Here is a 20,531-nt window from a genome sequence, read left to right as displayed (position 1 = left end):
CGATATTGCGCTCCATTGACTGGCGTCATAATCAATGCATACTTGTCGCACGACTCCGCTGCCACCAGGACGAGGTGCCGCTCATGGAGCTGTCTCCCTCTGCCCACATCGACACGTTCTGCCGTGATCGACTTCCGCCTTCCGAGCAGTGGCCCGAGCTGCTGTTCGACCTCCCCGAGTTGGCCTATCCGGCCCGGCTCAACTGCGCGACCGTCCTGCTCGACGACGTGATCGAGGAGTTCGGCCCGGACCGGCGCTGCCTGGTCACCGCCGACGAGACGTGGACCTACGCCGACCTGCTGCGCCGCGCCCGGCAGGTGGCCCAGGTCCTCGTCGAGGACCTCGGCCTGGTGCCCGGCAACCGGGTGCTCCTGCGCGGACCCAACAACCCCTGGCTGGTGGCCTGTTGGTTCGGGGTGCTGCGGGCGGGCGGCGTGGTGGTGACCACCATGCCGCTGCTGCGGGCACACGAGCTGGAGACGCTGTGCGGGATCAGCACGCCGACCCTGGCCTTGTGCGACCACCGGTTCCTGGCCGAGCCGGCCTCCGGTGTGCCCGACCTGCCGACCGTGCCGTACGGCGGCGACACTCCGGACGACCTGATCGCCCGCTGCGAGGCCAAGAGCGGGGAGTTCGCCGCGGTGGACACCGCCGCGGACGACGTCGCGCTGATCGCCTTCACCTCCGGGACCACCGGTCGGCCCAAGGCGACGCTGCACTTCCACCGCGACGTGCTCGCGAACGCCGACACCTTCTCCCGCCACGTGCTCAAGCCGGAACCCGGCGACCTCTTCACCGGAACTCCTCCGCTCGGCTTCACGTTCGGGCTGGGCGGGCTGGTCGTCTTCCCGCTGCGGGCAGGCGCGGCGACCCTCCTGCTGGAGAAGGCCTCGCCCCCGCAACTCGCGCAAGTAGTACGTGATTTCGGTGTCACCATCCTGATCACGGCGCCGACCGCGTACCGCGCGATCCTCGGTGCGGGGCTCGCCGCCGACATGACCTCGCTGCGCAGGTGCGTCTCGGCGGGGGAGGCGCTGCCGGCCGACGTGTGGCACGGCTTTTACGACGCCACCGGCATCCGCCTCATCGACGGCATCGGCGCCACCGAGATGCTGCACGTCTTCATTTCCGCCGCCGACGACGACATCCGCCCCGGCTCGACCGGACGCGCCGTCCCTGGCTACCAGGCCGACGTCCTGACCGCAGAGGGCACTTCCGCGCCCGACGGGGAGTCGGGGCTGCTGGCCGTCAAGGGACCGACCGGGTGTCGCTACCTGGACGATCCACGCCAGTCGAAGTACGTGCAAGACGGCTGGAACCTGACAGGTGACACCTACATTCGGGACGCCGAGGGCTACTTCTGGTACCAGGCGCGGAGCGACGACATGATCGTCTCGTCCGGCTACAACATCGCCGGCCCCGAGGTCGAACTGGCCCTCCTCGCACACCCCGACGTCATGGAGTGCGGCGTCGCAGGTGCCCCCGACACGGCCCGCGGGATGATCGTGAAGGCCTTCGTCGTGCTCCGCGCCGGGGTGGAGCCCGGGGAGGCGACCGCCAAGTCCCTCCAGGAGTTCGTGAAGGCTACGATCGCGCCCTACAAGTACCCCCGCGCCGTCGACTTCGTCGACGCGTTGCCGCGCACCGGCAACGGCAAGCTGCTGCGCGCGGAACTCCGCTCCTGGGCGCGCGGCGACAGCGCGCGCTGACCGGAGCAGCCCGCCGGATGACCGGGCGCACGCAGCCGGAGCGCCTGCAGCGGCGATCGCCCGCATGGCATATCGCGTGACATTGACGGTCGCAAAATGAACAACATAGACTCCTGGTGGAGCCAGGACCATCAGGAGGATTCAGTGCGCATCGCTGTGATCGGAGGAGGGCCCGGAGGGCTGTATCTCGCCGCGCTCGTCAAGCAGTTGTCGCCCTCGTGGGACATCACGGTGTGGGAGCGCAACGCCCCGGACGACACCTTCGGCTTCGGCGTGGTCTTCTCCGACGAGACGCTCGACGGCATCGCCCAGGCCGATCCCGTGGTCTACGCCGCGATGTCCGCCGAGTTCGCGCGCTGGACCGACATCGACGTCCGCTACGGCGGCCGCACCCTCACCTCCGGCGGGCACGGCTTCGCCGCCCTCGGCCGCAAGCGCCTCCTGCAGATCCTCCAGGGCCGCTGCGCCGAACTGGACGTGGACGTGCGCTACCGCACCGAGGCGCCAGATGTCCGCGAACTGGCCGCCGAGTACGACCTGGTGGTGGCGGCGGACGGGGTGCGCTCGGCGGTGCGCGAGCAGTTTGCCGAGCATTTCGCCGCCGACCTCGACGAGCGCCACTGCCGCTACATGTGGCTCGCCACGGACAAGGTCCTGGAGGCCTTCACCTTCGTCGTCGACACCCACGACTTCGGTGCGCTCCAGGTGCACGCCTACCCGTTCGACGCCACCCGCAGCACCGTGATCGTCGAGATGCCGGAGACCAGTTGGCGTGCCGCGGGTTTCGCGGACGCAGCGGCCCGCGACCTGCCGCGCGGCGCGAGCGACGAGGCGAGCGTCCGGCGATGCGAAGAACTGCTCGCCGAACACCTCGACGGACACCGCCTATTCGCGAACAACTCCCGCTGGATCCGCTTCACGACCGTCCGCAACAAGACCTGGCGGTACGGCAACATCGTGCTGCTCGGCGACGCGGCGCACACCGCGCACTTCTCCATCGGGTCGGGCACCAAGCTCGCCATGGAGGACGCCCTCGCGCTGGCCGCCTGCCTGCACGAGAACTCCGGGGTCCACGAGGCGCTGGCCGCCTACGAAGCGGAGCGGCGTCCCGTCGTGGAGTCCACCCAACGCGCCGCGCAGGCCAGCCTCGAGTGGTTCGAGTACATCGAACGCTATACGGGCCAGGCCCCCGAGCAGTTCGCCTTCAACCTGCTCACCCGAAGCCGCCGCGTCACCTACGAGAACCTCCGCTCGCGGGACGCCGCCTTCGCCGGAATCACCGACGACTGGTTCGCCGAGAGCGACGCGGGCGCGGGGACGGCCGCGGGAGCGGTCGCGGTACGAGGCGACCGCGGCGAGGTGCCACCGATGTTCCGCCCGTACCGGCTCGGCCCGGTCGACCTCCGCAATCGCGTCGTCGTCCCGCCGATGACCACCGGCACCGCCGTGCAGGGTGTGCCGGGCGCCTTCGAGCAGGCACACCTTACGGCGCTTGCGCTCGGCGGCGCCGGCGTCGTGTTCGCCGGGATGACCGCGGTCGGCCCGGACGGTCGGCCCGGTCTCGGCAGCCCCGGCATGTACGACGACCGGCAGGAGTCCGCCTGGCGGGCCATCACGAGCACCGTCCGCGAGGTCGCCCCGGCCGCGCTCGGGATCCAGCTCACCCATGCGGGGCGCCGGGCCGCCCGCACCGACCCCGGACCGGACGGCCGGTCGCGCCCGCTGCCCGAGGCGAACCGATGGCCCGTCATGTCGGCATCGGCGATCAGGTGGGACGACGAGAGCCCCGAGCCGTGCGAAGCCACCCGCGACGACCTCGCCACCGTCGCCGGCCAGTTCGCCCAGGCCGCCGAGCGCGCCGACCGGGCCGGTTTCGACATTATCGAACTCCACTACGGCCACGGTCACTTGATCTCCTCGTTCCTCTCCCCGCTGACCAACAGGCGCACCGACGACTACGGCGGCGACCTCGCCGGCCGCCTGCGCTTCCCGCTCGAAGTCCTGGCCGCGGTCCGCGCCGTGTGGCCGCGCACGAAGGCGCTCGTCGTACGGATCTCGGCGTGCGACTGGGCGGACGGCGGTACCAGCGGCGACGATGCCGTGGCGATCGCCCGTGCGCTCGTCGCGGCAGGCGCCGACGCCATCGACGTCTCCACCGGGGAAGTGGTCGCCCACGAGAAGCCGGCGTACGGCCGCAGCTACCAGACGCCGTTCGCCGACCTGATCCGCAACGCGACAGGAGCCCCGGTGATCGCGGTCGGCGGCATCTCGACGTACGACGACGTCAACTCGATCCTGCTGGCCGGACGCGCCGACCTGTGCGCCGTCGGACGCGCTCACCTGCACGACCCCGCGTGGACCCTGCACGCTGCGGCCGCACAGGACTACCGCGGCCCGGGGGCGGCATGGCCGGCCCCCTGGCAGGCCGGCAGCGGCAAGCCGCCGGGGGCGCGCAGCGACCGCGTCGCCCCGCGCCTGCACCTGCTGCGGCGACCCGCCGAGGCGATGCGGCAGCGCTGGCGTCCGACCGCGGCACCGCGGCTCCGCGTCGTCACCGGCCGGGGCTAGGAATCGCGGCGGCCACCAGGAGGCCGCCCCCAGACCGGTGCCACCGAGTCGACAGGCATCCCGACGGGCGGGCTGGGCGCGGGCCCGCCGGGCTGTGGACTCGGGGGCACCGCACCCCCGCCGGGGCCGGAGAATGTCGCGCCCCGGGCCCCGGCCGGAGGTCGGCGGCCGCCACCGAGTCGGCTGCCGACCTCCACTTCCGCAGACATCGGCCCAGCGCCCCGCCACGATCAAGGAACCCCCATGCGCCTTGTCATCTTCACCGCCCACGGCTCCGGACCCTGCGGGGCTCTTGCCGAGGCGTGACGGCACGCCGGGCGGGATGACCGAGTCCGCCGTTTGTAGGATCGCGACCGTACCCGAGGGAAGGCGATCATGGCAGACACGGCGATCCGCCCGAGCTCGCTCATCAACACCATCTACGGCGCGTTCATCCGCCGTCTCGGCGGCTGGGTCTCCATCGCCGACCTGATCAAGTTGATGGCCGAGTCGGACGTCGACGCGCCCGCCGTGCGCTCGGCCATCTCCAGGCTGAAGAAGCGCGGCACCCTCGTGCAGGAGCGGCAGGCCGGCATGGGCTACCGGCTCAGCCCGTCGATGGGGCCGATCTTCGACGAGGGCGACCGGCGCATCTTCGGCCATCTGGAGCCCGCCCGGCTGGAGGACGGCTGGGTCGTGGCGGTCTTCTCGGTCCCGGAGTCCGAGCGCGCGCACCGCCACCAGCTGCGGGCCCGCCTCACGTGGCTCGGCTTCGGCAACGTGTCGCCCGGCGTGTGGATCGCACCCGGACGCCTCCTGGACGATGCGCGCGCCACGCTCGGCCGCGTCGGGCTCAGCAGCTACGTGCACCTGTTCTCCGCCGACTACGAGGCGTACTCCGACCTCGGGCGGGCGGTCAGCGAGTGGTGGGACTTCGCGGCCATCGAGAAGCAGTACGCCGCATTCACCGCCACCTACGAGCCGCGTCTCCGCGACTTCCGCGCGGCGAAGCGGCTCGCTCCCGAGGATGCTTTCCGGGCGTACGTGCCGATGCTCACCGAATGGCGCAGGCTCCCGTACCTCGACCCCGGGCTGCCGGCCGAACTGCTCCCGCAGGACTGGAACGCCGTCGAGGCCCGGCGCGTCTTCCTCGACCAGCACGGCATCCTCGCCGAACCGAGCCGCCGCCACGTCGCGCGCATCACCGGGCTCTCCGACGCCGACCACTGAGCTCCGCCCGCCCGGGCGATCCAGCGCGGTCCGGCTGCCCGCAGTCCGTCGACCTGCCAAGTACGTGGGACGCGCCCGCAGTTGCCGAACGAGGTCGGCGACCGCGGGCGCGTCCGTCGGGCCGGATCAGATCCAGGGGCCTCGGATGGCTATGGTGCAGCCGGCCTTGGACTGGATGTTGACGTACAGGGTGCGGCCGTCCGGATCGAACGTCGCACCGGCGAACTCGGCGTCCGGGTCCAGTTCGACGGGGGCGAGCCGGGCGATGTCCACGAGGTCGCCGCGCGCGGTGAGGCCGCGCAGGTAGTTCTCGTTCTCGCCGTCCTCGCAGAGGATCAGCGTCCCGTGCGGGGTGACCGCGATGTTGTCGGGCATGTCGAGAACCGAGGAGTGCGGTGACTGGTAGACGAGGCGGAGCCGTTCGCGGCGGATGTCGTACGCCCAGACCTGGCCCCGCCCGGCACCGAACGCGGTCAGGCCGCCCGGGCCGGGCGGGAACTCGTCGCCGGGCGCCGCGTCACCGCCCTGAGTGGACACGAAGTAGATGCTGCCCTGGTCGTACACCGAGCCTTCCAGGCGGGAGAAGACCGCGGCTCCCTTGGCCTGCCCTTCGCGGCTGACGGTGGGTGCGGCGTCGAACCAGGTGGCCCCCGGGGCGAAGGTCGGGTCAGGATCGTCGATGTCGACCCAAGTGACCTGGTACGCCGCGCCCTTCGGCTGCCCGAGATGGAGTTGCGCGCGTGGCGTGCCGGCCACCGCGAGCATCTGCAGTCGGCCGCCGTCGAGGATGCGTCCGGCCCGCATGGGGTGGACCGGAGGCAGGTACCGGTAGAACCCGGAGGCGAACAGCGGGTCGTCCTCGGTCAGGTACAGCGCGCCGGAGACGGGGTCGAAGGCCGCGGACTCATGCTGGAACCGGCCCGCGGAGCGAATGGGCGCCATCGTGCCGCGGCCGCGGACCGGCACTTCGAACAGGTAGCCGTGCTTCTGCTTCAGCAGTTTGTTGTCGGCACCGGGGACGGGGCTCTTCACGTCGGGCCCGTCGACCGACTCCTCCGCGGTGACCCAGGCACCCCAGGGCATCGGACCGCCGGAGCAGTTCATGATGGTGCCGTTCAGGCTGACCCGCGAGTCGACCAGGCGGCCGTTCCGGTCGACGGTGAGGGTGGTCGTGCCGCCGCCCCCGGCCGCGTCGTACGCGCGCGAAAGATCGCCGAACGCACCTGGTGTTCCCGGTACTTCGTGGTTGCGGACCAAGACGGTGGTGCCGCCCCAGCCGCGGAATGCGGCCATGCCGTCGGGCCGGGCGGGGGAGGCGTGGTCGTCGTCCATCGGGTCGCCGACCGCCGCGAAGGAGCGGTAGGAGAACCCGGGCGCCAGGTGCAGCCGCACCTGCCCGTCGCGGTCGTCGGCCACCGGGCGCAGCGAGCCCGGACGCGACGGCCGCGCCGAACCGGCCGGCGCCGCCTGGGCCGCCACCAGGCCTTGGAACGGTCCGGCGGCGATCACGGACCCTCCGGCGACTGCGGCGCTGCGGGCAAGGAAGCTTCTTCGTTCCACGAACCGTTCTCCTGTCTGACGGGGGAGCAGGGGCCGGCCGGGCCGGCGGGCTCGGCGCGCCGGAGGGCGTCGCGGGCCCGGCTATGCGGGGCTTAATGGATTCAGCTCAGGTCCGGGGGATGCCGGAGGAGGAGAGCAGGAGTGCGGGAGAGGCAGGGTGGCACCGCGCTGCGCAGGTCGACGTCGTCGGCGGCCATGCGCGGCGTTCCGGGCCCCGTGTGCTTGGCTGGACGTGCCGAACGTTAGCGCGTTTATTTGACCGTCGCTAGATTTTGGATATAAATGCTGCCGCAGTCGTGACCACCCGCCGCGGGTGCCCGGCCCGCCCGGTGCTGCGCCGCGGTGTCAGCCGTCCGACGTCGGCGCGGCGGTCACGCGGCCGCTCTTCACGGCCGCCTTGAGGGCCTTGTAGTCGCGTTCGTTCTGGTCCGCGTACGCCTGGGCGAACTCGCTCAGCGCGCGGTCGAAGGTGTCGCTGGTGCCCAGGTACGACGCGATGGCGATGCGGTCGCCGCTGCGGCCATGCGCGCGGGCCAGCGTCGCGCCGCACATCTCGCCGAAGCGGCCCAGCTCGCGCGGGTCCATCGTCTCCGGCCGGGCGATGCCCTTCCAGTCGCGCAACTGGCGTACGTAGAAGTCGCGCCGCTTCCCGTCGATGCCCTTCGCGCGCTCCCAGCCCAGGAAGATGTCGGTCGCCGCCTGCATCAGACGCTGGCCGGTCACCACGCGCTCGCCCTGCTCGGCGTACTCCGACGCCCCGCAATACGGCGCGAGCACCGACGTGTCGGCCTCCTTCGCCTGCAGGAACAGCGGATCCTCGTCGTCCTTGCCGAGCAGCAGCACGATCCAGCACCGGGTGCCGACACTGCCCACGCCGACCACCTTGCGGGCCATGTCGGCCACCCGGAACCGGCCGAGCAGCGCACGCCGGTCCGCATTCAGGGTCCGGCTGTAGCTTTCGATCAACTCGCTGATGCGACCATGGAGTTCACCCGCCTGGGCATCCGGGAGGAGGTCGCGGATCGGGGCCACCAGGGGCAGATCCGCGGCGATCCGGCGCCGCCCGTCGACCACCTCGGTGAGCCGGTCGAACGCCTGCAGGCTGTCGCGCCCGCGGGCCTTGGCCGCGGCCTGCGTGATCCGCTCCCGGTCTTCCTTGGCGAGCTTCTTCGTCCCGGTGCCCAGCGCGAGCAGCTCGTCGACGTCGGCCCGTGCGTACCAGACGTCCATGTCCCGCATGCCCGCGAAGGTCGTCATCCACGTCCGGTACGAACGCACCGTGCGCCGCACGATCTTCGCCTGCTCGCCCGTATCGAAGCCGTTCGCCCGCGCCGCGATGACCATGCTGGCCGACAGGCGTTTGACGTCCCACTCCCACGGGCCGGGCAGGGTCTCGTCGAAGTCGTTGATGTCGAACAGCAGGTGCCGCTCCGGCGACGCGAGCAGCCGGAAGTTGAGCAGGTGCGCATCGCCGCAGAGCTGCGTACGGATGCCGGTCGCCGGAGTCGACGCGAGGTCGCCGGCCATGATCGCGGCCGCCCCGCGGTAGAAGCGGAACGGCGACTCGGTCATCCGCGCGTACCGGGTCGGGATCAGCTCGGCGACGCGCTGCGCCGACTGCTCCTCCAGCACGTCCACGGGGTCGGGCCGCTTCTTGGCGGGAACGTACTCCGCGTGGCTCGACCGGGGCACCGCCTTGCGCGCGGCCCTGCCTCGCTCGGCCCGTTCTGCGGGCGTGCGGAACGGCTTGCCGTCGAGCAGCTTGGACAGCGTCCCGGAGGACTTCGCCTTACCGGAGGACGTGGCCTTGGAGGACTTCGCCTTGGCGGACTTTGCCTCGGAGGACGTCGTCCCGGGGGACTTCGCGGTCACGGACGCGGTCATGCGGGAGCCCTCCCGAGCAGCGGCGATCGATGACCTTCATGATCGCCCGGATTCCCGGCATCGGCATGGCGAGCGGAGCGGGGGAGGCAGGGGGACGCCGCGGAGGCCGGGGCGCGTTCCGCCGAACGGGTGGCCGCCGGCAGCACCGCGTCGGCAGCACCATGCCGACCGGACCGCCGGTCAGATCCCCGCAGCCATCCGCGCCCGCACCTCGCGGATCGGGCCGCGCCAATCCACCTGGACCTGGTCCCCGACACGGCTGCTCAACGCCGTCACCGTCCCCTCGCGCCACCACAGCAGGTCCGGAGTCAGCGGCCACTGCGCGCCGGCGTGCAGCCGTGCCGCGGCGAAGACCATGTCGGCTGCCGCAGCGACGAAGGACGCGTCCCGGATGCGGTGGAACATCAGGGTCCGGCGGTTCGGCACGCACACGAGCACGCCGTTCTCCGGGATTACCAGGAGGCCCGTCACCGCGGCCACCGCCTCGTCCAAGAGCAGCAGGCGCGACGCCGTGAAGTAGGAATCGTCGGCGACGAGGTCGTACCTGCCGCCGTTCTCGCCGACGATCGCCTCGTGGCGGCCTCCGGGCAGCGCCCGCAGATTGGCGTACGCGGCACGCCACAGGTCTTCGACGGGACCGAGCCGCGCCACCTCCGCGTCGTCCAGGCCGGCGACCGTGGTCCCCGTGTCCCGGGCCAACTGCACGCGCAGGCCGGCCGCGAGAGGGCGCCCGTAGGTGTCCAACACCAGTGCATCCGCGGTCAGCTTCGGGTACATGGTGGCGAGCGCCTCCGCCAGGCCGACCGGGCGCTTCCCCGCGCCGGACTCGGCCACGAGCGCGGCCATCACATCCACATGCTCGGCGACCACGTCGGACCACATGCGGACCCCGCGCGCCGCCGCGCACTTGGCGGCGAGGTTGTGCAGGCCGAACTGCATGAAATTGCCGTTCCCGTTCGGGAGCGTCCGGCGTCGGGAGCCCGACTCCACCGCCTGGTCGCCGCTGATCGTGACGGCGATGCCGTGCGCGGCGAACGCCGCGGTGACCAGGTAGCGCAGATGCACGCCCTCGTCCTTGGTCAGGAACGGGAACACCGCGTCCTCGGCCGGTTTGCGCTTCCCGAACAGCCCCATGGATTCCCGCCCCCGCCTCGTTCTGCTCCGTACGGCACCGTCGCCGCCGCCCGGGCAGCGTAGTGATCATCGACCCGGGGCCCGCACGCAGGGGGAGGGCCTCCCGGGACGTGTCGCGTGTGCGACGACGACGGGGGAGGCCCTCCCGAAGCGGGAAGCGGAACGCCGCGGCGCCGGGGTCAGCGCCCCTTGAACTCCGGAGTCTTCTTCTCCGCGAAAGCCCGCGGCCCGATCCGCGAGTCCTCCGACAGGAAGACCCGCATGCCGATCTCCGACTCGATCTTGAACGCCTGGTCCTCGGGCAGTTCGTCGGTCTCGCGCAGCACGCGGAGCACGGCCTGGACCGCGAGCGGGCCGTTCGCCGCGATGGTGTCCGCGATCTCCTTGGCCTTCTCCAGCGCCGTGCCGTCCGGCACCAGGTGCGAGATCAGGCCCAGATCCTTCGCCTCGGGGGCGTAGAAGTGCCGGCCGGTGAGCAGGATGTCCGCGGCCGCGGTGTACGGGATCTGCCGGCGCAGACGTACCGCGGAGCCGCCCAGCGGGAACAGGCCCCACTTGACCTCGGAGACGCCGAACCGCGCCGACTCGCCCGCGACCCGGATGTCGGTCGACTGCAGGATCTCCGTACCGCCCGCGATGGCCGGCCCCTCGACCGCGGCGATCAGCGGCTTCTTGAGCGTGAAGCCCTTGAGGATCCACTTCATGACCGACATGTCCAGCGCCAGCTTGGTGCCGTCCCCGTCGCCCTTGAACGCGTCGCCCGGGGCGCTCTTGCTCATGTTCTTCAGGTCCGCGCCCGCGCAGAACGCGCCGCCCGCACCGGTCAGGATGGCCACCCGGATGTCCGGGTCCTCGTTGACCAGGTCCCAGGTCTTCTCGAGGATGTCCATCATCTCGGTGGTCAGCGCGTTCTTCGCGCGCGGGCGGTTGAGCGTGACGATCAGGACGTGGCCGTCGCGCTCGACGAGGACGGGCGGCTCGACGGCTTCAGGCTGCGCGGACTGCTCGGACATGCGGGGATGCTCCTTGCGGCAAAAGGGATTTCAGAAGGGGCAGGGGCAGGGGCGAGGACGGGGTCAGCGGGGCGGACGCGGCATGCCGAGCCCGAGCATCGCGATCATGTCGCGCTGGATCTCGTTGGTGCCGCCGCCGAACGTGAGCATCAGGCAGATGCGGTACATGCGTTCCACGCGCGAGCGGATCTGCCCGCCGAGGTCGTCCTCGGCCGCCGGACCCTGCACGTACGCCTCCTCGCCCAGGATCTCCATCAGCATCCGGTACGCCTCGACGTACAGCTCGGTGCCGAAGACCTTGGTCGTGGACGCCTGCGCCGGACCGAACTTCGCGCCGTGGTCGGCACCCCACGCGGCCTTCCAGTTGAGCAGCTTGAGGTACTCGGTCCGGGCGTGCAGGCGGCCCAGGTTGAGGCGGACCAGCTCGCGGTCGATGAGCCGCGAGCCGTCCGGCAGCAGCGTCTCGGTGGCCCACCGGTGCGTCTGGTTCACCAGCAACTGCAGGCCGTACGCCGAACACAGCGCGACCCGCTCGTGGTTCAGCTGCCCGGTGATCAGCTTCCAGCCGTCGCCCGGCTGCCCGACCAGCGCGGACGCGGGCACCCGGACGTTGTCGTACGTCGTCGCCGTGGTGGTCTGCCCGGTCAGCGTCGGCACCGGCGTCCACGAGAAGCCAGGGGTGTCGGTCGGCACGCAGAACACCGAGAGCCCCTTGTGCCGGGCCTCCTCCGGGTTCGTCCGCACCGCCAGCCAGACGTAGTCGGCGACGCTCGCCAGCGACGTCCACATCTTCTGCCCGTTGATGACCCACTCGTCGCCGTCCCGCACCGCGCTGGTTCGCAGCGCGGCCAGGTCGGTGCCCGCGTCCGGCTCCGAGTAGCCGATCGCGAAGTGCAGTTCGCCGGCCAGGATCCGCGGCAGGAAGAACGCCTTCTGTTCCTCGCTGCCGAACTCCATCAGCGCCGGGCCGACGCTGTTGAGGGTCAGCAGGGGTATCGACGCCCCGGCACCCATCGCCTCGTCGTGGAAGATCAGCTGCTCGATGTTGCTGAGCGCCTGGCCGCCGTACTCCTTGGGCCAGCCGATGCCGAGCCAGCCGTCCTGGCCCATCCGCCGGATGATCCGGCAGTACGCGCTGTCCCGGTCCAGGGCCTCGCCCTCGGTCGCGGCCTGCGCGCGGATCTCGGGCGTCATGATGCCCGCGAAGTAGGCGCGCAGGTCGCGGCGCAGCTGCTCCTGCTCCGGGGTGTAGGCGATGTGCATACGGCCTCCGCGGGTGGGCCGAGACGGGCTCGGGATCCGGTGGTGGGTGGCGGGTTCGGTGCCGGTGGTGCCGTGCTGTTCCTCGGTACGAGTGCGGCGCGTCGAGCGCGCGACAGGGGTGGCAGGTCAGCGGTGCCAGGTCAGGAGTGGCAGGTCAGGAGTGGCAGGTCAGGGGTCGCCCCGGCGGTCCCGCAGGTCCTGGTACGAGTCGCGGAACCGGGTCAGCAGCGCGCCCAGTTGCGCGCGGTCCTCCGGGGCCCAGTCGCGCCACACGGTCGCGATGTCGCGCAGCCACACCTGCCGGATGCGCTCGCGCGCGGCCCGCCCGTCGTCGGTGACGTCCAGCAGCACCGCGCGGCCGTCCCGAGGGTCCCCGGTACGCCGGACCAGGCCGTTGTCCTCCAGCGGGCGGATCTGGCGGCTCGCCGTCGACTGCTCCACGCCGAGCCGGTCCGCGATCTCCTTGACGCCCAGCGGCCCGTGCCGCTGCAGCACGAACAGGATGGAGATCGCCGAACGGGGCAGCGGCCGCCCGGCCGAGCCCTCCATCCGCGCGCGGTACGCGGGAGTGCGGTCGACATCGGTGACCAACGTGATGAACGCGCTGACCATGGCCTCGGCGGAGTCGTCCGCAAACGCGTCCGGGAAGGCGTCCCCGAACGCATCCGGAACGTCGTCCGGGAAGTCCTCCGGAGCGGGTCCGGGCGGTGCGGCGGGCGGCCGGTCGGCGGGCATGCCGGATGCTTGCATGTATGCATCCAACAGACAAGGGCCATGCCCGCCCGGCCCGCCGCCGCTCCTGACATAAATCAATCGACTGTTTGATTCTTCTTGCCGGGGCAGGTGCCCGGGCGCTAGAACCGTGAGGCACACGAGCAGCGCACGATCACGGACGGCGAGGTACCGGGACGATGGCGACGACGCACGGGCACGCGGACGCGCACGCGGACGGACAGGCGGACGGACCGGCACAGGGCCGGCCGGAGCCGGCGCCGGAGCCGCGCGAGTTCGGCAACCTGATCGACGGCAAGATCCTCCCCGCCGCCGGCGGCGCGCGGCTCGACTCGGTGGCCCCGTCCACCGGCCTCGTCTGGGCCCGCATACCGCGCTCCGGCGCCGCGGACGCCGAGGCCGCGGTGGCCGCCGCGCGCCGGGCGTACCCGGCCTGGTCGGCACTGCCCCCGGTACGCCGCGCGATGTACCTCCGCGACGTCGCCCGCATCGTCGCGGAGAACTCCGTCGAACTCGCCGAGATCGAGGCCCGCGACAACGGCCGCATCATCCGCGACGTCCGCGGCGGCGACCTGCCCGGCGTGGCGTACATGTGGAGCGCCTTCGCCGGCGAGTGCGATGCGGCGGTCCGCGGCATGAGCACGCAGATTGGCCCGACCACCGTCGGCCTGACCCGCCGCGAACCGTACGGCGTGGTCCTCGGCATCATCCCGTGGAACGCCCCGCTGCCCACCCTGACCGCCAAGGCCGCCGCCGCCCTCGCAGCCGGCAACACCGTCATCGTCAAACCTGCCGAACAGGCCTCCGCCTCCTCCCTGCGGTTCGCCGAACTCGTCGCCGAGGCCCTCCCGCCGGGCGTCCTCAACATCGTCGCCGGACTCGGCGAGGAGGTCGGCGACCCGCTGGTACGGCACCAGGGCGTGGACCGCATCAGCCTCACCGGCTCGACCGCGACCGGTCGGGTCATCACCCGCGCCTCGGCCGACCACCTCAAGCCGCTCGCCCTCGAACTCGGCGGCAAGTCCCCGAACATCGTCTTCGCGGACGCCGACCTCGAGGCCGCCGCGGTCGGCGTCACGACCACCGCCGTCTACACCGGCAACGCCGGCCAGGTCTGCTACGCGGGCACGCGCATCCTCGTCCAGGAGTCCGTGATCGACCCGTTCCTGGAGAAGATGCGCGCAGCGGTCGACACCGTGGTCCTCGGCGACGCCCTCGACCCCGCGACCACCATGGGCCCGATCGTCTCCGCCGAGCAGTACGCCCGGGTCACCGGATACCTCGACCTCGCCCTCGCAGAAGGCGCCGCCCCGGTCTTCGGCGGACGGCACGGCGCCGCCCTCTTCGAGGACGGATCGCCGCTGGCCGGCGGCTACTTCGTCGAACCGACGCTGTTCCGCACCGAGGACAACAGCCTGCGCATCTGCCGCGAGGAGATCTTCGGCCCGGTGGCCGTCGTCATCCCCTTCGCCGACGAGGCCGACGCCGTCCGCATCGCCAACGACACCACGTACGGCCTCGCCGCAGGCGTGTGGACCCAGGACCTCGCCCGCGCCCACCGCATGACCGCAGCCCTGCACGCCGGCTTCATCTGGGTCAACACCTACCGCCGCCTCGGCGGCGGCCTCCCCTTCGCGGGCATGGGCGACAGCGGCTACGGCCACGACTCGGTCCTGGAGAACACCCGCGAGAAGGCCGTGATGATCGAACTCCTGTGAGCCCGGCTCGGATACGGCGGCCTACGGGTACCAGAAGATCCGGTAGTCGGACTTGATCCCGCCGCCCAGCCACGGGAACCAGTCGCCGCCGATGGTCAGCCCCTCGGCGTGCAACTGCGACGAACAGCGGCCGTTGGGGGTGACCAGGCAGACGTTGAGACTGGAAGCGCCTTCCACGATCTGGTAGCGCTGCACTCCGTCCACGTACAGCGCATCGATGATGGTCTTCTCGGCATGCCCGAGACCGGATATGAAGATCTCCACCATGTTCGGCACCGTGCCCTTGAACGGCCAGGCGGCACCGGGCTTCGAGGTCGCCACCCAGATCTCGAACTCGTCCGGGGCACCGCGTGCCGCACCGATCTTGCGGACGCGGATGACGGCCACGACGGTCGTCCGCTGGTCTCCCGGGGACAGCGCCCGGTGGTACGCCAGAGCCCGGGGCAGCAGCGACTGGGCCCCCTCTTTGCTGCCGGAGACCCGGTCGCCCGGGTCGGGCGGCACGAACTTGCCCAGGTTGTCGAGCGCGGCATCCAGCACGCCGTCCGCAAGCGTGAGCGTATTCTGCGCGGTGGCGAAGACCACCCACTCGCCCCGGAAGGGGACTTGCCACGTGGCGGTGGTGCCCGGCGCCGCGGAGGCGCGGGCCCTCGCCTCCGCCTCGACCTGCGCCTGCGCCATGATCGCGCCGGCCGGGGCATAGCTGCAGGTCATCGGAGCACCCACGCCCTCGGTCAGCGCCACCGACTGCTCGCACGCGCCTGCCGGGCTGCCTTGGATGCTGAACTCCGCGGTCAGCAGTGCAACGATCTCCGCATCCGGGTCGAAGTTGCGCCCCGCAGCGACACTGCGCGGCTCGCGCTTGGCCGTGACGGTCAGCGACACCGTGCACCCGGAGTTGTTGCACTGGACGCTCTCCGCGCTCTGTCCGAGGCGGAACTTCGGATTGATGGGCGACTTGCGGTTCTTCTTGGCGTCCGCCAGCGCCTGGCGGATGTTGTTGTACGCCTCCTCGACACTCTTCACCTGCACCGGATAGACGCCCATGGCCCCGGGTGCGTTCGGCCCTCCCGCAGCGCCGTCAGACCGGTGCGCCGCCGTACGTATGGCCGGGCCCGGGCGGCCACCCATGTCCCGAAGCGGAACGGGCGATCCACCGGCCATGTCCGGCGCGGCCGAAGGGCCGGCGCCGCCGGTGGGCGTGAACCCCAGCAGTTTGTGGGGTGCGGCGGCCGATATGTAGATGTCCCCGGCCGGAGTGGCCAGCCTGCGTGCGTCGGTTCCGTCCACGTCGTCACCGACCGGCCGGGCGTCCTTGACTTCGGTGACGGCCCGGCGCAGCAGCTGCGCGAGGGCCGGCGGTGCGGCCCACAGATACGTCGGTCCCGTCCAGTCCCCGCTGTCGACGAACCAGCGGTCCCGCAACGTTTCCGGGGGCAGCGACAGGTCCGTCATCTTGACGGCGGTATTGATGCCCGGCTTGAAGTACGTGGTGCCGAGCAGGGTCGTCATGTCCACGGACACGCCGTCCACCACGGCGGTGCCGATCTCGATCCCGGCGGCGGTGACGATGCGGTCGGTCCGGTCGGTGACGATCCGCAGCGCCGGGTGGGCCGCCAACGCGTCGAACGCCTCGAAGAACGGCTGCCTGACCGGGTCGGCAAGGTCGCTCGGCTCGGCGGCCTGGCCGACCTTGTCGCCCGCGCCTCCGCGTTCGTCCTTGCCACCGGACGTGCCGGTGAAGCTGCACCCGGTGGCCAGCAGGGCCCCGGCGAGCAGACCCGCGAGGGTTCTCGTTCCGGCGGCTGCGAGCCGGGCCCGGCGTCGCGGACCCCGCCCCTGCCCGTGCGGCTGACCGCGAGACGGCAGCGCAGCAGTCGAATTGCCATCTGATCCGGTCACGTTTCCCCCGTGCTCGAGCAGTTTGCGCGCCAGAGACTAGATGACCCGAGCGCGGCGGAATCGGCGGGGGCACGCTGATTCGGTTCATCGCCGCAGACGCGCTGCCGACACGGTTGGTGCTGCGGCATACTGGCGGGGCTCGGGACGGACGGCGCGAACGGGGGCACGGGCGATGGCCGACAGCGGGATGGGGCTGGCCGCGGCGTTGGAGGAGCTCCGGCAGGAGCTGTACCAGGCGCAAACCGACGGTCAGAACCAGCAGTTCGGCTTCGAGATCAAGGACGCCGAGCTCGAACTGCTCCTGGAACTGCGCGAACTCGACGAGGGCTCGGGGAAGTTCTCGTTCGGCGTGGCGACCGTCGCCTCGGTCTCGGCCGGCGGGAGCGGCCAGCGCTCCAACGCGCGCACGCACCGGCTGACGCTGAAGCTCGACATCCAGGACCGCGCGGCCGGCAATACGCCCGTGCAGGTCAACGACGATACGAGCGGAGCCTGGGACCCCGAGGACTGAGGTGGACCCCCGAAGGCTGGCGCTGATCCGGGCCGGAGACGCCGCGGGACACCGCTCGACCGGGACCGGCTACCTGATCGCGCCGCAACTCGTCCTCACCGTGTCCCACGTGCTGTGGAACCACGCCTGCCAGGCGGCCTGGCAGCGCTGCGAGGTCAGCATCGGCGACCCGCGGGACGGCATGGTCCGCTCCGGAGCCGAAGTCGCCTGGTGGCACAACGGCGGGGCCGCCGACTCGGTCGCCCTGCTCCGGCTCGCGCAACCGGTCGACCTGGACGGCGCGGTGTCGTGGGGGCAGCTCACCGGCACGGAGATGGCGCCGTACAACGCGTGTGCGTTCCCGCTCGGCGTCGCCCGCGGCAAGACCCGGCCGGCCGAGCAGATAGCGGGCCGCATCGCGCCGCTGTCCGTCGGCGAAGGCAATGCCGACGTGTACGTCCTGCACCCGGCCGCGAGCCTGGACAAGTTCTACACGGCAAGGCAGCCGCAGCTGAAGAAGCAGCGCGGCGAGGGCCAGGTCTGGCGCGGGGCCTCCGGCAGCGCGGTCTTCTGCGACGGCCACCTGATCGGCGTCGTCGTGCGGCGCGACGAAGACCTCCGCGACCGCCTGTACGCCATCCGCGTCGAGGCGTTCCTGGCCGACGCCGAGTTCCGCGACATCGTCGGCGACCACTGCACGGGCCTGGCCGGGCTCATCGGCATCGGCGACCCCGAGCGGGAGCCGCGGAACCGGGCGCGGGCGGCCGAGCCCGCGGTGCCGGACGTCCCCGTCGATCCCGAGCTGGAACGCCTGTTCTGGAAGCTGTTCGGCGAATCCGACGTGCTGGAGGCCCACCTGCGGCACGCGACCTCGAAGTTGGGCGAACCGATGCCCGACGGCCGAACCGTGTCCGTCGGCGACGCCCTGGCCTTCGTCCGCACCCGCGAACGCGCCCTGCCGACCCTGACCGAGTCGTTCGCCATGCGGCTGACCTCCGACGACCGCGAAGGACGCAGCCATCTCACCGAACTGCTGCGCTATGCGGCGGTCAGCGAGGCGTGCGCCCTGCTCTCGGGGCCGGAATCCGCCGCCCTGGAAACCGAGTTCCGCTCCGCTGTCGAGCAGCGGCCGGATGCCCTGGTGAGCGCAGCGCGGCAGGCGCTGCCGCATCTGGAGCTTCCCGCGGTCCTCCGCGGCCCCGATACGGCACCGGACGCGGTCCCCGAGGTGATCGCCTGGCTGGAGCAGCGGCCGGGCGAATGGTCCGACACGCAGGCCAGGCCGCTCGTCCCGGACCTGCTGCGGGTCGCCGAACACGTCGCCGCGGTCGTCGACGGCCCCGGCCGCGGACGGCTGCGGCAATGGAGCAACCGGATCGCCAAGCGGCTCGGCGTCGCCGAAGGAGCCCTGGAGGAGCGGCGCTCCGACGCCATCCGCTGGAGCGAAAAGGCCGCCGCGGCACCGCAGGAGGCCCGCGTCCGCGTGTGCGTCGACCTGCGCCGCGAACCCGGCGACGACGAGGGCACGTACCGCTGCCGCATCTGGATCCGGGACGCCCGCGACCCGGCACCCCCGCCGGAGCACCGGGACGACGAGCCGAAGGACCCGGTGGACGTCGCCCGGCTCATCCGCACCGTGGTGCGCTCGTGCGGCACCCGCGAGGTGGGCGTGAGCGTCCAGGTCGCCCGCGACGGACTGCAGTGGGCCGTCGACGAGTGGCATCCCGGCAGCGAGTTCGTCGTCGATCCCGGTCTCCCGCTCGGGTCCGACTTCGAACTGGATTTGAACTGCCCGGAGTTGCGTGCTCTGACAGCCGGTACGCAGGGGCGGCAGTGGGGCGGGGACGGGAGCACGCTGCTCGACATCGCGGGCGACGGCCGCAGGCGCGACGACATCGCCGCCGTACGCGCCTGGGTGGAACAGGGATACCGCACCGCCGCGGGAGTCGTCCTCTACGGCCCTCCCGCGACGCGTGAGCAGCACCTGAGCCTGTGCATCGTCCTCGGCGCGCCCGTCGTCATCTGGGACCGCGTCGCGACGACCGCCGCACACGGCGACCGCCTCGACCGCCTCGTCCTTGGCAGGCCCGCGGCCGGACTGCGCGGACGCGTCAAGGAATACCGCCTTGACGCACACGCACATCCCAAGAAGTATCCGGCGCGGGTGTCCCTCGTTTGGGAGGAAGACGACCCGCACGAGACGGACGACAGGCCGCCTCTCGGGACCCTGACCTTGTCGGACCCCGGCTGAAACACAAGGGAGTTCACCAGATGACCGGCAACGGCAGCGAGCCCGGCGAAGTGTCCGAGCCCGGCGCAGCTTTCGAGGACGGCGCAGCCTCCGAGCCCGGCGAAGTCTCCGCGGAGGCCTCCGGCGCCGACGGCTGGCGGCTCTTCCACGGCGACGGGCAGCAGCGCCGTGTGGACTTCCCCGAAGCCCCGAGCTGGCGCCGCTTCACCCCGCTGGCCGACGCCGAACCCGAGCCGCCGCGCTACCTCATCGGGCCCGCCGAAGCCGACGTCGTGAACGCCGCACTGCTGCTGCGCCGCCCGCTGCTCGTCACCGGCGCCCCCGGCACCGGCAAGTCGTCGCTGGCCCACGCCATCGCGCACGAACTCGACCTGGGACGCGTACTGCACTGGCCGATCAACAGCCGCTCCAGCCTTCAGGAATCGCTCTACCGCTACGACGCGGTCGGACGGCTGCGCGAGGCCAACCTCCGGCGTGAGGGCGAGCAGCCGCGCGACGGCGAGCAGCAGGCGACCGAACTCGGCATCGGCAGCTACGTCCGCCTCGGCCCGCTGGGCACAGCGCTTGCACCCCACGCCCGTCCGCGGGTGCTTCTGGTCGACGAACTGGACAAGGGCGATGTCGATCTTCCCAACGACCTGCTCACGGTCTTCGAGGAAGGCCGCTTCGAAATCCCGGAGTTGGTACGCCTCCCGGAGGCGGAGAGCCTCGTCGACGTGCTGACCGACGACCCGGGGAAGCAGGTGACGGTCGAGCGCGGCCGCGTCTGCTGCACCGAGTTCCCGGTCGTCGTCATCACCAGCAACGCCGAACGCCAGTTCCCGCCCGCCTTCCTGCGCCGATGCGTACGCCTGGACCTGCCCGAACCAGGCGATGAGGGACTGCGCGACATCGTCGAGGCCCACTTGGGGGCGGCCGCACTGCGGGACATCGACGGGCTGATGCAGATCTTCCTGGACCGGCGCGAGGAAGGCGGACTGGCCACCGACCAACTCCTCAATGCGGTCTTCCTGCGCAAGGCCGGGGTGGACCTGGACGCGGACGGCCTGCTGGAAGCCGTCCTGCACAAGCTGACCGGCAAGGTCTAGGGCGGACCGG

14 protein-coding genes are annotated in these 20,531 nt (G+C 71.7%); 7 read left to right on the top strand and 7 right to left on the bottom strand.

The features are described from left to right. Nucleotides 1-83 precede the first annotated feature (83 nt). The 3 genes from LZ495_RS27235 (at nucleotide 84) to LZ495_RS27225 (ending at nucleotide 5,486) form a co-directional block, all read left to right on the top strand. Complete coding sequence (locus LZ495_RS27235) at nucleotides 84-1,709, top strand: AMP-binding protein (RefSeq protein ID WP_235055552.1); 1,626 nt, start codon at nucleotides 84-86, stop codon at nucleotides 1,707-1,709. 144 nt (nucleotides 1,710-1,853) lie between these two features. After that, the gene (locus tag LZ495_RS27230; RefSeq protein ID WP_235055551.1) at nucleotides 1,854-4,277 is read left to right on the top strand and encodes an oxidoreductase; all 2,424 of its coding nucleotides are present in this window, start codon (nucleotides 1,854-1,856) and stop codon (nucleotides 4,275-4,277) included. 375 nt (nucleotides 4,278-4,652) lie between these two features. Further along, complete coding sequence (locus LZ495_RS27225) at nucleotides 4,653-5,486, top strand: PaaX family transcriptional regulator (protein ID WP_235055550.1); 834 nt, start codon at nucleotides 4,653-4,655, stop codon at nucleotides 5,484-5,486. A 126-nt stretch (nucleotides 5,487-5,612) separates the two neighbouring features. Here the strand turns inward: LZ495_RS27225 and LZ495_RS27220 are convergent, their stop codons facing one another. The 6 genes from LZ495_RS27220 to LZ495_RS27195 all read right to left on the bottom strand — a co-directional run bounded on the left by LZ495_RS27220 (nucleotide 5,613) and on the right by LZ495_RS27195 (nucleotide 13,090). Then, nucleotides 5,613-7,046: an alkaline phosphatase PhoX gene (locus tag LZ495_RS27220; RefSeq protein WP_235055549.1), complete on the bottom strand. Its 1,434-nt coding sequence runs from the start codon at nucleotides 7,044-7,046 to the stop codon at nucleotides 5,613-5,615. Between the two features lie 345 nt (nucleotides 7,047-7,391). After that, the gene (locus LZ495_RS27215) at nucleotides 7,392-8,930 is read right to left on the bottom strand and encodes a DUF2252 domain-containing protein (RefSeq protein ID WP_235055548.1); all 1,539 of its coding nucleotides are present in this window, start codon (nucleotides 8,928-8,930) and stop codon (nucleotides 7,392-7,394) included. 180 nt (nucleotides 8,931-9,110) lie between these two features. Further along, nucleotides 9,111-10,064 carry a DUF1444 domain-containing protein gene (locus LZ495_RS27210; protein WP_235055547.1) on the bottom strand — a complete coding sequence of 318 codons (954 nt, stop codon included), beginning with the start codon at nucleotides 10,062-10,064 and terminating at the stop codon, nucleotides 9,111-9,113. Between the two features lie 179 nt (nucleotides 10,065-10,243). Beyond that, on the bottom strand, nucleotides 10,244-11,077 hold the full coding sequence (locus LZ495_RS27205; protein WP_235055546.1) for a crotonase/enoyl-CoA hydratase family protein: 834 nt from the start codon (nucleotides 11,075-11,077) through the stop codon (nucleotides 10,244-10,246). A 63-nt stretch (nucleotides 11,078-11,140) separates the two neighbouring features. Next, nucleotides 11,141-12,340 (bottom strand): acyl-CoA dehydrogenase family protein, encoded by a 1,200-nt coding sequence (locus LZ495_RS27200; protein WP_235055545.1) that lies wholly within the window; start codon nucleotides 12,338-12,340, stop codon nucleotides 11,141-11,143. Nucleotides 12,341-12,508: 168 nt separating this feature from the next. Further along, nucleotides 12,509-13,090: a MarR family winged helix-turn-helix transcriptional regulator gene (locus LZ495_RS27195; RefSeq protein WP_235055544.1), complete on the bottom strand. Its 582-nt coding sequence runs from the start codon at nucleotides 13,088-13,090 to the stop codon at nucleotides 12,509-12,511. Nucleotides 13,091-13,251: 161 nt separating this feature from the next. On the opposite strand from LZ495_RS27195, the gene LZ495_RS27190 reads away from it, so the two are divergent. Beyond that, entirely contained in the window at nucleotides 13,252-14,790 is a 1,539-nt protein-coding gene (locus LZ495_RS27190; RefSeq protein ID WP_235055543.1) for an aldehyde dehydrogenase family protein, read from the top strand. Nucleotides 14,791-14,811: 21 nt separating this feature from the next. Here LZ495_RS27190 and LZ495_RS27185 read toward each other — a convergent pair whose 3' ends face one another. After that, the gene (locus LZ495_RS27185; protein WP_235055542.1) at nucleotides 14,812-16,692 is read right to left on the bottom strand and encodes a hypothetical protein; all 1,881 of its coding nucleotides are present in this window, start codon (nucleotides 16,690-16,692) and stop codon (nucleotides 14,812-14,814) included. A 172-nt stretch (nucleotides 16,693-16,864) separates the two neighbouring features. Between LZ495_RS27185 and LZ495_RS27180 the strand changes: the two genes are divergently transcribed. From LZ495_RS27180 to LZ495_RS27170, 3 genes are read left to right on the top strand one after another with little or no spacing between them, the layout of a single operon-like run. Then, a complete protein-coding gene (locus LZ495_RS27180) occupies nucleotides 16,865-17,203 on the top strand; it encodes a trypco2 family protein (RefSeq protein WP_235055541.1) in 339 nt (112 codons plus the stop codon). A gap of 1 nt (nucleotide 17,204) precedes the next feature. Next, nucleotides 17,205-19,433 (top strand): VMAP-C domain-containing protein, encoded by a 2,229-nt coding sequence (locus tag LZ495_RS27175; RefSeq protein ID WP_235055540.1) that lies wholly within the window; start codon nucleotides 17,205-17,207, stop codon nucleotides 19,431-19,433. 20 nt (nucleotides 19,434-19,453) lie between these two features. Further along, entirely contained in the window at nucleotides 19,454-20,521 is a 1,068-nt protein-coding gene (locus tag LZ495_RS27170; protein WP_235055539.1) for an AAA family ATPase, read from the top strand. Nucleotides 20,522-20,531: the final 10 nt, after the last annotated feature.

This window comes from Yinghuangia soli (genome assembly GCF_021502675.1).
GTDB classification, from domain to species: Bacteria; Actinomycetota; Actinomycetes; order Streptomycetales; family Streptomycetaceae; genus Yinghuangia; species Yinghuangia soli.
Note: the sequence above shows the minus strand (reverse complement) of the source record. Positions and strands in the feature narration are given on the sequence as shown.